Below are 12,409 nucleotides of genomic sequence, written 5' to 3' on the forward strand. Positions count from 1 at the left end.
TTACATTCACTTTGGGAATATGATTTTTTGTTTGACAGACGATGGTGATTGATCCATAATACAATCCATACTAAACTTATATGATTTATAGGAAGGGGAAGGGTCAGACATGTCACAGTTTACAGCATCTTTTAGAAAGTCGATTTGGATAGGAGCATTAGCAATTCTGCTAGTGGTAGTAGCAGGCTGCTCCGCGTCCAAGAATGATCCTAAACAAAATAACAGCGCTACGGCAACAACAAGCCCAGCGGCAACTCAGAGTGCAAATACAGATGTGCCTGCAGCGGGAGGAACCTTTGTCTATGGACGGCCTGCTTCAGTAACCTCTTTTGATTTACATAATGAGATTACGTCGAACAATGCATTTGCGATTGACAAAGTATTCGAATCTCTGGTCGCTTTTAACAGCAAGGGCGAGATTGTGGATTGGCTTGCCAAGTCACACACCATCAGTCAAGATGGGCTGACGTATACCTTTGTACTCCGCGACGGCTTGAAGTTCTCGAACGGCACGGCTGTAACTGCAAAGGATGCGGTGTTCTCGCTTAACCGGCATTTGAAGGTAGGCGGTCCGCTGGCAATCGCAGCCAAGGTTGCTTCTGTCAAAGCGCAGGACGACAAGACACTCGTGATTACGCTAAAAGAACCGTATACACCGTTTATTTCCGAGCTGTCCAACTTCTCTAACGGGATTATTCCGGATAATTTCGGCGGGGCTACCGAAGCAGAATTCTTCAAGAAACCAATAGGTACGGGACCTTTCGTTGTTGAAACATGGGACCCTGCAGGCGATCTGACCTTCACTAAGAATCCTAACTATTGGCAGGAAGGCAAGCCATACATTGACAAGCTTGTGTATAAGCTGATTGAAGACGACAGCCAGGCGATCAACCAGCTTAAGGCTGGGGAAGTTGACGCAATTGAATCTTTGGCGCTGCAGAACGCAGACGAAATCAAGAATGGCGCTGACACAGCAGTAGTAACGAACGGCAGTTGGGTAACAGAGCAATTGTTCTTCAATACTCTGGACAAACATTTTTCCGATGTGCATGTCCGCCGTGCTCTGGCGCTGGCGCTGGATCGTGAAGGCTTGACCAAGGCGCTTACGTTTGGTTATGCACAGACTGCAAATTCTTTGCTGCCGACCACCATTCCTTATAACTCCAATGATACGATCAAGCCGCTGAACTACGATGTTACTGCAGCCAAGGAGGAGCTTGCCAAATCCGCCTTCCCGAACGGCTTCACTACAAAATTGCTTGTAGCATCCGGCAACAGCACCAGAGCCCAAGAAGCGCAAATTATTCAGGCAGCGGGTCAAGCCATCGGCATCAAGATCGAGATTGAATCCACTGAGCTGGCTACTTTCCGGGAACGTTTCTTCGCTTATGATTTTGCGGCAATGCTGAACAGCGGTCAAGCTGACTCCCCTGAAGCGAACTCGATTATTGCTTTCCAGACCGATCCGGAAGGCTTCAGCAAATCGTATTGGACGCATTATACGAATAAAGATGTAACCAAACTGCTCTATGACGGGCAAAAGACAGCAGATGGCGATGCACGCGCGCAAATCTACTCCAAACTGCTGCAGACGCTTGCCGATGAAGTGCCTTACATTCCTTTGTACTACCCGGATATTCTAATTGGTGCCCGCTCTTCAGTCGATGGTCTTGTTGTTTTGCCTAACGGCAGCCTGCGCCTGGAAGAAGTCCGCACCGGAAAATGATGAAATCCAATAACACGTTAACTCCATCAACAGGTAGGAATGATTCATACAGTTGGCTTGTGATCGCTCTTGCAAGAGCATTGATAGTGATCCTTTGCGTGATGACAGCAGTCTTTTTCCTGATCCGAATCGTGCCGGGGGACCCTGCAAAAATGATTTTGGGTGAATACAGCACACCGGAGGCGCTCAAGAGTATGCATCATACTCTTGGGCTGGATCTCCCTTTAGGGGAGCAGTTCATCCGTTTTGTGCAGACACTGTTTACGCAAGGGGATACCGGAAATTCCATTGTTTCGGGAATCTCTGCAAGAGAGCTGATAGCCGAGCGGGCTCCTATTACTCTGCTGCTTATAGCAATGGCCTGTGCTCTGGCAATCGTAATTTCGCTGCTGCTTGCCACACTTGCAGCCACGAACAAAGACAAGCTGCTGGATCATTTGATCCGTATTTTTCCTACAATCACTCTGGGCATGCCAATCTTCTGGGTTGGCATCCTTTTGATTCTGCTGCTTAGTGTCCGTCTTCATTGGTTCCCTGTTGGGGGAGTTGGTGAAGGCTGGACCGGAACCTTATACAGTCTTACGCTTCCGGCGATTACTGTCGCTTTTTCACAGATTCCTACTCTGGTTCGTTCGTTAAGGGCCCAGATGCTGGAAGTATTGGAATCCGATTTTGTCGTCACCTTGAAGGCAGCGCGAATACCAAGCAGGGTTATTCTGTTCAAGCATGTGCTGCGCAATTCTGCGCTTCCAACACTGATGCTGCTGGGTGTCAATATTTCTTATTTAATCGGCGGCACACTGGTCGTTGAGCAGGTATTCGGCATCAAAGGGATTGGCAGCCTGCTGTTTACTTCAATTTCGAAACGGGATTTCCCGGTCATTCAAGGAATAGCACTTTATTGTGCGATATCAGTGGTGATCATCAGCCTCCTGATTGAAATCCTGTCCTGGTGGCTCGATCCCAGAACGAAAGGAAAACAATGAATCCTATAACGATAGACCCACAATTGCAAGAGGGCAGCAAGAAGAAAGGCACTGTTAAGCGAATATGGGGAGCACCATCCCTTCTAGTAGGGAGCATTATGTTTGCAGTGCTGATTCTCCTGGCTGTATTCATACCGTTTATTAGTCCTTACCAGCCCACGGAGCAGAATTTGAGCGCTTTTTTGCAGCCGCCGTCCGCCACGCATTGGCTGGGAACAGATCAGCTCGGGCGCGATTTGTTCACGAGACTGATCTATGCTGCACGAACCGATCTGAAAATCATGGTCCTGGCGGAAATCGTTCCTTTTTGCACCGGCATATTTCTGGGAATGCTTGCGGGGTATTACGGCAAATGGATTAATACTGTTATTACGCTGCTTACGGATACTTTTATCGCGTTTCCTTTTTATCTGATTGTTATTATCGTGGCTTTTGCCAGCGGGGCGGGCGAGCGGGGGATTTATATCACTTTCATGCTTGTGGGCTGGATCGTATTTGCCCGTGTAGTCAAAGGTCTCAGCGCATCGTTCCGTGAGCAGGAATGGGTGGCCTCAGCCCAGACTCTGGGACTTCCCGGAGTAAGAATTATTCTGCGCCATCTCCTGCCTAATGTTCTGCCTCAAGCAGTAGTTGTCCTAATGGCCGATATGGTTGGGCTGCTGGTCGCCATTGTAACACTCGGTTATCTTGGCATTGGCATTGCCCCCCCGACTCCAGACTGGGGGACGATGATCGCGGACGGACAGTCCTTCATAACTACCGCCTGGTGGCTTTCGGCCGTTCCCGGTTTTGCAGTGGTGTATACGGGGATCGCGCTGTCGCTTGTGGGTGATGGGCTGGCAGACATATGGAGGAAAAAATGATGGCTACACATCCGATTTTGACAATAGATTCTCTGTCGCTCGCTACAAAGTCAAAAGAACCATTGGTCAGCAATGTCAGCTTTTCACTGGGCAAAGGGGAGAGCCTGGGACTCGTCGGCGAGTCGGGCTCCGGCAAATCGCTTACGCTGCGTGCCATTCTAGGCTTGCTTCCCCGTGGGGTAGAGCAGAGCGGAGGGGTCATCGAGACTGCGGCAAGCAGCGCGATGGTGTTCCAGGACCCCAGAGGTGCGCTGGACCCGCTCTGCCCGGTTGTCAATCAGCTCGCGGAAGTCGTGTATTACAGGCAGAGAGCCGGCCGGAAGGCTTCACGCAGAATAGCGCTGGAATTGCTCGAAATGCTAGGGCTTCCCGATTCTTTAAAGAAAGCGGACCGCTATCCGAGCCAGTTGTCGGGTGGTCAGTGTCAACGAGTAGTTATCGCTATGGCACTGGCATGCAAGCCGGACATTCTGCTCTGTGATGAACCGACAACCGCGCTGGACGTTACCGTTCAACGGCAAATTATCGAAACGATTACCCGGTTGCAAAGTGAGCTGGGTTTTGCCATGGTATTTGTAACACACAATCTGGCGATTGCAGCTAACTTATGCTCCAAGTTATGTGTGATGAAGCAGGGGCGGATTGTGGAGCATGGTGAGACTCAGTATATATTGCAAAATCCGTCTGATCCCTACACACAGATGCTGATTGATTCCGTGCTTCCGCTGCCGGAACTTGAAGGGAGCGAAGCTGAATGAATACTGCGCTGGAGGTACAGAATCTAACAGTTCGCTACGGCGGATTTACTGCGCTGGATCACATTAATCTGAGTGTGCAGGAGCATACCACCCTCGGTCTTGTCGGCGAGTCGGGTTCTGGCAAATCCACTTTGGCACGGGTAATTGCCGGATTGATCGCTCCTGATGAAGGGCAGATTCTGCTGGGAGCTCAGAAATTAGTGAAGAAGCGCAGCCGTGAACAGCACAAAAAAATACAGATGATCTTCCAGAACCCGGATGCGTCGCTAAATCCCAAGCATTCCATCCGGCAGGTTCTTTCCGAAGCGCTATTATTTCATAAGATTGTAGACCGCACGGCGGTTGAGAAAAGATGCAAAGAGCTTTTGGAACGTGTTCATCTGGAGGCAAAAGCCTTGGACAAATTTCCGCACGAATTCTCCGGCGGACAACGCCAAAGGATCGCTATTGCGCGCGCATTAAGCGTTGAGCCAAGCCTTCTGATCGCGGATGAACCGACGAGTGCCCTGGATGTTTCCGTTCAGCTTAGTGTGCTCGAACTATTCAACACACTCAAAACTGAGCTTAATCTGACTATGCTGTTCATCTCCCATGATCTGGGAGTTATTCATGCGATTAGCGATACAGTAGCCGTTATGCGGCAGGGCAAGCTTGTTGAGAACAGTCCCAAGAATCAATTCTTTACTCGTCCTGAAGCTGCCTACAGCCGCGAGCTGTTATCTGCAGTTCCGAAAATGCCGAAATCAAGATCAGCAGGAGGTTTTTATGAACCAAGAACATAAAGGATTTGTCCCGCTTTCAATTTCTGAGTTCAATACGCTTACGCGGTTGCTCTCCAAGCTTTTGTCTACTCAGCACCCCCCGGTCATCATCCCTGGCGAGGCTATTTTGGGAATTGAGGCGGTGGCTGCAGGAATAGCTGCGCCGGGGCGTACCATTCTAAACGTGGTAACCGGTCCTTATGGAAGTTTATTTGGAGAATGGCTTAAGCGCGGCGGAGCAACGGTTACTGAAGTGAAGGTCCCCTTTGACGAGGTGGTTACTGCAGAGAAGGTTGCTTCCGCGATTGAGCAGTTTAAGCCTTGCGCCATTTCCTTTGTGCAGGCAGAAGTGGTGACAGGCGGGTCTAATCCCGCCAAGGAAATATTCAAGCTCGCCCAGGATAATAACCTCATTACGGTAACGGACTCCGTGTCGGCAGTCGGGGGAGAGGCCCTGCTGGTGGATGAATGGGAAGTGGATTTTGCAGTGATTGGTGCACAAAAAGCCCTGTCCGGGCCTAACGGTGTCAGTGCCGTAAGCATTTCACCTCGCGGCTGGGAATTCCTTGCGTCTAACCTGAGTGCACCGCGTAATTCGATTCTGTCCCTGCTGGACTTGAAGCCATCTGCGGGCAGCGCTATACCATTACGCGTTCCGCCAAATATCCCGACTCTGGAAGCCAGAGCCTTGATACAGGCATTGACACAAATTGAAGAGGAAGGCCTGGAACAGGTGATCAAGCGTCACGAACGGACCGCAGCCGCAGCCGTTGCCGGTATTAAGGCATTGGGGCTTACGCCGTGGCAGAAGGATAGCAGACATTATTCTACGTTGACAACAACGGTTCGAATTGCAGGGGAGCATAATTTGCTTATAGATCGGCCTATTGGCATCGTGGCTCCAGGGGACGGAGAATTGTTCGGGGAGCTTCTGCGGATCAATCATTTTGGAGCGAACGCAAGCCGGCAAAGCGTGGAAGAAGCTGTGGCTACACTCGCTCAATTGTTAAATCAAGAACCTGACCATGCCATAACGGCTGTCCGGCTGGCTTGGGGGGAATGAGCATGATCATTAACCATCCAGAGCTGCAAACCTTCAAGGATATTGCCATTGCTGGCACCTCAGGGAAACGTTTTGACATTGTAATCAAGGACGGACGGTTCTCATCCATTGTTGAAAGCTCGAAGCCGCAGCACGACGAGTCATCTCAACCTGCCACACCATTATGGATAAGTCCGGGTGTCATTGATCTCCACACGCATCTGGCCTGGACAGACTTTGACCACGCCGACCAATTGAAACGGAGCAGCGGCGAGGTTGAAGCTATGCAGGCCAAGGCCTTTGAAGCGACACTGCGGACCGGTGTTACGACTGCGCGCGATGCGGGCGGGATTCTCCCAAGCACCATTCAGCATCTTGTGCAGCACTATCAGCAGCCGCTGCGGGTACAGACCAGCAGCGATATGCTTGGCGCAGCAGATGCCCGCGGCGTTCAGCATTTAGAGCACCGGATGGCAGAAATCTTCGCTACAGGAGCAGGCTGGATCAAAATCATGGCCACTGGCGGTCTTGGAGCGCCTACTGACAAAGTGCTTGATCCGAATTTTTCGGAGGAAGAGTTCGCTTTCATTGTCCGGAATGCGCATGCCCACCATAAAAAAGTCTTGGTTCATACCTGGGGTGGAGTGACAATTGACTGGTCTATCAGTGCTGGCGTAGAGTCTATAGAACACGGAATGTTCCTGACTGCGGATCAGGCAGGCAGACTTGCTGAGTCCGGGACTGCTTATGTGCCCACAGCTTCGATTTACCGCATAGCTGCAGATCCGAAAGGAGTACTGGCGCTGAACCAGGTGATTTGCGATCGGGCTGCCCGCGCCGCCGAAGCCCATTCAAAAGCCATTGACTATGCCAAAAGAGCAGGAGTCCGTCTTGGATTCGGTACGGATTATGCCACGCCTGCGCTCCACGGGTACAACCTTCAGGAGCTCGATACGCTGATGGAGTACGGCTTGACCCGCGCAGAAGCGTGGCAGTCTGCCACCGATAACGCTGCTGAGATTCTGGGAAGCGGCAACGAATTAGGGCGTATTGCGGAAGGATACATTGCCGACGCTATCATTTTCAATGCCGATCCATACCAGGCGCCCAATGCGGAGCAGCTTCGCACAAGTATCGTTTCCGTCATTACCGGCACGGACATTGCTGCTCTGCCAGGTCTCGACTTAGCTTAAGATAATTCGCCTTAAGGATGTTCACAATTTCTATCTGCGCCCTGGAAGAATACCGGTCCATTCCGATATTATCCAGGGCTTTTTCTTGATAGTAGGTACGCTCATTTGTAAGGCGGGTCATTTGATAAACTAGCGGGAAATCCCGTTGAATCACTGTATCCAGGCATGAGGTTGTACAAAATTATTTTTAGCTATATAATACCCCTAGGGGTATATGAAATGAGATGATCAGAAAGGTGAGATGTGATAATGGAAATACAGTATACAGATGAACTAAAAACCCGTTTGCGGAGAATAGAAGGGCAAGTTAGAGGCGTACTGCGGATGATGGAGGAAGGTAATTCCTGTAAGGAAGTAGTTGCTCAGCTATCTGCTGTTCGCAATGCGTCGGATAAAGCCATAGCGCAATTGGTGGCGGAAAACTTGCATCAATGCATATTGGCAGAACAGGCAGCGGGCAATCAGGATACCGGCAAACTGGTCAAGCAGGCCATCGAGCTGCTCGTCAAAAGTCACTGATAAAATGAGCTTTTTAACCAAAGGAGAGGACTTGTATGGCATTTAACATTCCAAAAGCAATAACGTCTAAGGAAGTAGCAGCACAGTTGAATAAAGGGATTTCCCTCAGGATGCTGGATGTCCGTGAAAATGGGGAATGGGCTATGGGGCATATCAAGGGGGCCAAGCATATCCCGCTGGGGCAGCTTCTGGAAAGACTCCACGAACTGGACCCTGAGCAAGAAACCATCGTGATCTGCCAGAGCGGCAGCAGAAGCGGACTTGCCTGTGAGCTCTTGAATGAGAGAGGCTATAAAATAGTGAACATGACGGGCGGGCTGAACGCATGGGCCGATAAACTGGTTGTATAGAAAAAGGAGTTTACCTAATGATTGTCCAGGGTAAACTCCTTTTTACGTCAATACCGCCGATTCAACGGAAGGGATATTCATTCTTCATATTGCTTATGGGTGATACTCTTGAATGATCGCGCCGAGGATTCCCTGTTTTTTGTATAAGAAATTTTATAGATACAAGAATAAATCACGTTCAGTACGTACTCAAAGGCGATTTGGGAGGAAAATGTGCCGATTTTGGCATGTTTTTCTTCATCATTAGGCACATAGATACACAGATTACTGAGCTTGGCCACTTCACTTTGACGGGACGCCGTAATCGTGATGAAAGGGATCTTTTCACGTGAGAAATGCCGTGCTGCTTTTACATAAATCGGCGACTGTCCGTGGTAGGTCAGGAAGATCGCGCAATCCTCTGGTGTGAGATTAGCCGTATGGTAAGCCCACTCCGACAGCTCGGTGGCAATTACTGCGTATTTGTTGATTTTAATCAATTTGTTCTGAAAGCTCTTCGCCCGGATTTGGGAATCGCCTACGGCATAGATAAAGATCCTTGCAGCTTGATCCAGCAGCGCGGCTGTCTGTGCCAGCAGGCCATCATCCATGAAGGTAAAGCTTTTATCAATCGTTTCCTTCATTAATTCGGCAATTTCTTTCGCCACTTGCAGAGGAGACTCATCCAGACCGAACGGATAGTTGGGATCAACGCTGGAAATACTTTGGGTACTTTGCTGGAATTCACGGGCCAGATTGATGCTGAACTCCTTGAAGCCGGATAACCCCAGTTTGTGCGTTAACCGGTTAATCGCCGAATGCGAAGTATATGTTGCTTTTGCCAGCTCCTGAATATTCAAATGCAGCATGCTTTCCTTTTGAGTCAAAATATAGGCGGCGATGCTTTTTTCGTTAGGCGTAAAGTTATGCATTTCCGCTAATTGCAGCAGTATCCTCAATAGCTTCACCTCAATAAACATTTTGTTCAAAAATTAACCGCCTTGGACACGAGGAATTGGTCGATTGTACCGTTTTGCCGGCTAATCTGTTACGTCCGACTGTCTTCTTCTATAATAAATGAAACAAAACCTTAGGGGGGAATGTACATGCTGACCATTGGATATATCGGGAATGGCAAAAGCACAAACCGTTATCATCTGCCTTTTTCGATGAACCGGGATAATTTGAAAGTGAAAACCATATACGCCCGCAATCCAGAGAAAAGTGAGTGGGAGAAGGCGCCAGGTGTGCTCTACACCGATAATATTGAAACGTTGATGAATGATCCAGAGATCCAGTTGATCGTTGTCTGCACACATATAGACTCCCATTATGCTTATGCCAAAATGGCGCTGGACCACGGCAAGCATGTGCTTGTTGAGAAGCCATTCATGTTAACCACAGATGAAGCGGTGTCCATCTTTCAATACGCTAAAGAGAAGAACCTGATCATACAATGCTACCAGAACAGACGTTACGATTCGGATTTCCTCACAACCCAAAAAGTGATTGAATCAGGCAAGCTTGGCGAGTTGCTGGAAGTGGAGCTGAATTATGATTATTACCGCCCGGAAACTCCGCTTTCGGTAACGCAATTTTCTAAGTTTAACAGTTACTTGTACGGACATGGAGTTCACACTATTGACCAGGCACTTTCTTATTTTGGGGCACCGGAATCCATTCACTACGATGTTCGGCAATTGCTGGGTCCCGGGAGAATGAATGATTACTTTGATCTGGATTTCTTTTACCCTTCACTTAAAGTATCCATCAAATCAAGCTTTTTCCGCTTAAAAGCACGGCCAAGCTTTGCGGTGTACGGTAAAAAAGGGGTATTCGTAAAACAAACGATCGACCGTCAGGAAGAGCATCTGAAATTATTTTATCTGCCTAAGGGACATGCTGATTTCGGTATCGACCTGCCGGAGCATTATGGCATTGTAACCTATCTGGATGATGAAGGCAAGTATCATGAAGAAAAGGTCGTCTCGGAAAAAGGGGACTACGCCAGAGTCTACGACGATATTTATCAGGCCATTGTCCATGGCAAAGAAAAAGTGATTAAGGACGAAGAAACGGTGGCAGTCATGCAAATCCTTGAAAAAGGCATAGAGGGGTGCAGCTAAGATGAAATTGGGAATTGTCGGAGCCGGAATGATCGTAGGGGATTTGCTGGGTTTTATTCATGAGATCCCTGGCATCTCTTTGGAGGCTATCTGTTCCAGAGCTGGCAGCCAGGAGAAAATTCTTGATCTGCAACAGAAATACGGGATTGCTCAGACCTATTCGGATTACAGCGACATGCTGATGAATACGGAGGTCGATACTGTCTACATCGGGCTGCCCAATCATCTTCATTATGCATATTCGAAAGAAGCGCTGCTCAGCGGCAAGCATGTCATTTGTGAGAAGCCTTTTACCTCTAATGTGAAAGAATTTCGTGAGCTGAAAGAACTCGCGCAGCAAAGAAAGCTGGTATTGGTGGAAGCAATCACGAATCAGTATTTAAAAAATGTTCTGGAGATGAAGGAATTTCTGCCTAAGCTCGGTGAGATTAAGATCGTGGAATGCAACTACTCCCAATATTCCTCCCGTTACGACGCCTTCAAAGCCGGAGAGACTCCACCTGCATTCAGCCCGGAAATGTCCGGTGGAGCGTTGATGGATATTAATTTATATAATATTCATTTGGTGGTCGGCTTCTTCGGGAGTCCTGAGAAGGTGGAGTACTACGCCAACATGGAGCGTGGAATTGATACTTCCGGTGTGCTGCTGCTTGATTACGGCAATTTCAAGTGTGTCTGCATCGGGTCGAAGGACAGTACTGCCCAGAGCAGTGTGAACATTCAAGGAAATAAAGCATATATACACGTGCCAAGTTCAGCGAATGTATGCGACTTCTTCTATTACACTCCTAATAAGGAAACACCAATCCGGGTGGATCACAAGGATCATCCTCATCGTATGTATGATGAATTCGTTGAATTTGAGCGTATCATCAGAGAGCAGGATCTGGCAAAGGTCAAGGTGATGCTGGAGCATAGCGAGAAGGTCATGAATGTGATTGAACAGGCCAAGCAGTCGGCCAAGCTTGTCTTTAGTTCAGATAACCATTAAAGTACCGGCTGGGTATTGACTTGGAGTTAACTCCAGACTGTACACTTCTCTATGTAGTTGTGAACAATACGGTATTAGGCGGTGAGTGAATATGGCGATGGCGATAAAGCAAGTAAGCGAGAGATTCAATATTTCACAGGATACCCTCCGTTATTATGAACGGATCGGACTGATTCCTCACGTGAACCGCAACAAAAGCGGCAATAGAGAGTATTCAGAAGAAGACTGCAACTGGGTTGAGTTCATTATATGCATGCGAAATGCCGGTCTTTCGATTGAAGTACTGATTGAGTACCTTGAGCTGCTGCAACAGGGCGATGAAACTGCCGAGGCACGAAAAGACCTTTTGATAGAAGAACGTAAACAGCTCATCTCAAGAATGGAAGTTATGAAAAAAACGCTGGAACGTTTGGAAACTAAAATCACACGGTATGAGCAGACTATAGGTGAAAAGGAAAAAACACTTAGCAGATAGCGGCCTTTCTTGATTTTATACCTAACGGACCTTAGTATAAGATTATATGGTGAAAGTCAAAGTAGGAGCGTTGCTAATATGAAGGACAATATGAAAGAGAATATAATAGAATACTGTTTAAAGAAAAAGAGAGCGGCTAAGGATTATCCCTTTGGGCCTGATCCGTTGGTAATCAGAATCGAAGGTAAAATGTTCGCTCTTATTTTTGAGAATTTAGAGAAGCATACGATCATCAACCTAAAGTGCGACCCGGTAATCGCAGATAACTTGAGAGAGCAGCATGATAAAGTTCGGCCAGGCTACCACATGAACAAAAAACACTGGAACTCCGTCACCCTTGATGGTTCTGTGCCAGAGGCTGATATCTTTTTTATGATCGACCACTCTTATAATTTGGTTGTTAAAAGTCTTTCCAAAAGCCTGCGGGAGTCGATTCTGGAAAATAATTAACAGTCTTATGTGACACACCCGTTCGTTTTCAGATTTAAATAGACTCAATTTGTTCAACAAGTAACCTGCCTAATTAAAGGTAGGTTACTTTTCTTTTAATGTGTGCAGAGAGACCAACCCATAAAAATACTAAAATTTCCAAAGTAAAACCTTAAATTTGTGCAGATAAATTATAAAGGAGCTATGGTAA

The 12,409-nt window shown here is 47.9% G+C and carries 14 protein-coding genes; 13 read left to right on the forward strand and 1 reads right to left on the reverse strand.

What is annotated here, in order from left to right; translation table 11 throughout:
• Positions 1 to 109 precede the first annotated feature (109 nt).
• The 9 genes from AC0LWN_RS02225 (at position 110) to AC0LWN_RS02265 (ending at position 8,198) form a co-directional block, all read left to right on the forward strand.
• The gene (locus AC0LWN_RS02225; RefSeq protein ID WP_474663011.1) at positions 110 to 1,726 is read left to right on the forward strand and encodes an ABC transporter substrate-binding protein; all 1,617 of its coding nucleotides are present in this window, start codon (positions 110 to 112) and stop codon (positions 1,724 to 1,726) included.
• Positions 1,726 to 2,712 carry an ABC transporter permease gene (locus AC0LWN_RS02230; protein WP_474663559.1) on the forward strand — a complete coding sequence of 329 codons (987 nt, stop codon included), beginning with the start codon at positions 1,726 to 1,728 and terminating at the stop codon, positions 2,710 to 2,712. Before AC0LWN_RS02225 ends, AC0LWN_RS02230 begins: the two co-directional genes overlap by 1 nt.
• Positions 2,709 to 3,575 carry an ABC transporter permease gene (locus tag AC0LWN_RS02235; RefSeq protein WP_474663012.1) on the forward strand — a complete coding sequence of 289 codons (867 nt, stop codon included), beginning with the start codon at positions 2,709 to 2,711 and terminating at the stop codon, positions 3,573 to 3,575. The genes AC0LWN_RS02230 and AC0LWN_RS02235 overlap by 4 nt, the downstream gene beginning before the upstream one ends.
• A complete protein-coding gene (locus AC0LWN_RS02240) occupies positions 3,572 to 4,333 on the forward strand; it encodes an ATP-binding cassette domain-containing protein (RefSeq protein ID WP_474663013.1) in 762 nt (253 codons plus the stop codon). The genes AC0LWN_RS02235 and AC0LWN_RS02240 overlap by 4 nt, the downstream gene beginning before the upstream one ends.
• On the forward strand, positions 4,330 to 5,115 hold the full coding sequence (locus AC0LWN_RS02245) for an ABC transporter ATP-binding protein (protein ID WP_474663014.1): 786 nt from the start codon (positions 4,330 to 4,332) through the stop codon (positions 5,113 to 5,115). Before AC0LWN_RS02240 ends, AC0LWN_RS02245 begins: the two co-directional genes overlap by 4 nt.
• Positions 5,099 to 6,157 carry a pyridoxal-phosphate-dependent aminotransferase family protein gene (locus AC0LWN_RS02250; RefSeq protein WP_474663015.1) on the forward strand — a complete coding sequence of 353 codons (1,059 nt, stop codon included), beginning with the start codon at positions 5,099 to 5,101 and terminating at the stop codon, positions 6,155 to 6,157. The genes AC0LWN_RS02245 and AC0LWN_RS02250 overlap by 17 nt, the downstream gene beginning before the upstream one ends.
• Positions 6,158 to 6,159: 2 nt before the next feature.
• The gene (locus tag AC0LWN_RS02255; RefSeq protein WP_474663016.1) at positions 6,160 to 7,329 is read left to right on the forward strand and encodes an amidohydrolase family protein; all 1,170 of its coding nucleotides are present in this window, start codon (positions 6,160 to 6,162) and stop codon (positions 7,327 to 7,329) included.
• A gap of 249 nt (positions 7,330 to 7,578) precedes the next feature.
• The gene (locus AC0LWN_RS02260) at positions 7,579 to 7,848 is read left to right on the forward strand and encodes a metal-sensitive transcriptional regulator (protein ID WP_474663017.1); all 270 of its coding nucleotides are present in this window, start codon (positions 7,579 to 7,581) and stop codon (positions 7,846 to 7,848) included.
• Between the two features lie 35 nt (positions 7,849 to 7,883).
• Positions 7,884 to 8,198 (forward strand): rhodanese-like domain-containing protein, encoded by a 315-nt coding sequence (locus tag AC0LWN_RS02265; RefSeq protein ID WP_474663018.1) that lies wholly within the window; start codon positions 7,884 to 7,886, stop codon positions 8,196 to 8,198.
• A 77-nt stretch (positions 8,199 to 8,275) separates the two neighbouring features.
• Here AC0LWN_RS02265 and AC0LWN_RS02270 read toward each other — a convergent pair whose 3' ends face one another.
• Positions 8,276 to 9,136 carry a MurR/RpiR family transcriptional regulator gene (locus AC0LWN_RS02270; protein ID WP_474663560.1) on the reverse strand — a complete coding sequence of 287 codons (861 nt, stop codon included), beginning with the start codon at positions 9,134 to 9,136 and terminating at the stop codon, positions 8,276 to 8,278.
• 147 nt (positions 9,137 to 9,283) lie between these two features.
• Between AC0LWN_RS02270 and AC0LWN_RS02275 the strand changes: the two genes are divergently transcribed.
• The 4 genes from AC0LWN_RS02275 to AC0LWN_RS02290 all read left to right on the forward strand — a co-directional run bounded on the left by AC0LWN_RS02275 (position 9,284) and on the right by AC0LWN_RS02290 (position 12,219).
• The gene (locus tag AC0LWN_RS02275) at positions 9,284 to 10,303 is read left to right on the forward strand and encodes a Gfo/Idh/MocA family oxidoreductase (protein ID WP_474663019.1); all 1,020 of its coding nucleotides are present in this window, start codon (positions 9,284 to 9,286) and stop codon (positions 10,301 to 10,303) included.
• Position 10,304: 1 nt separating this feature from the next.
• Positions 10,305 to 11,294 (forward strand): Gfo/Idh/MocA family protein, encoded by a 990-nt coding sequence (locus tag AC0LWN_RS02280; protein WP_474663020.1) that lies wholly within the window; start codon positions 10,305 to 10,307, stop codon positions 11,292 to 11,294.
• A 97-nt stretch (positions 11,295 to 11,391) separates the two neighbouring features.
• Positions 11,392 to 11,769: a MerR family transcriptional regulator gene (locus AC0LWN_RS02285; RefSeq protein WP_474663561.1), complete on the forward strand. Its 378-nt coding sequence runs from the start codon at positions 11,392 to 11,394 to the stop codon at positions 11,767 to 11,769.
• Positions 11,770 to 11,859: 90 nt separating this feature from the next.
• Complete coding sequence (locus AC0LWN_RS02290; RefSeq protein WP_474663562.1) at positions 11,860 to 12,219, forward strand: MmcQ/YjbR family DNA-binding protein; 360 nt, start codon at positions 11,860 to 11,862, stop codon at positions 12,217 to 12,219.
• Positions 12,220 to 12,409: the final 190 nt, after the last annotated feature.

Source organism: Paenibacillus sp. sgz302115, assembly GCF_056120445.1.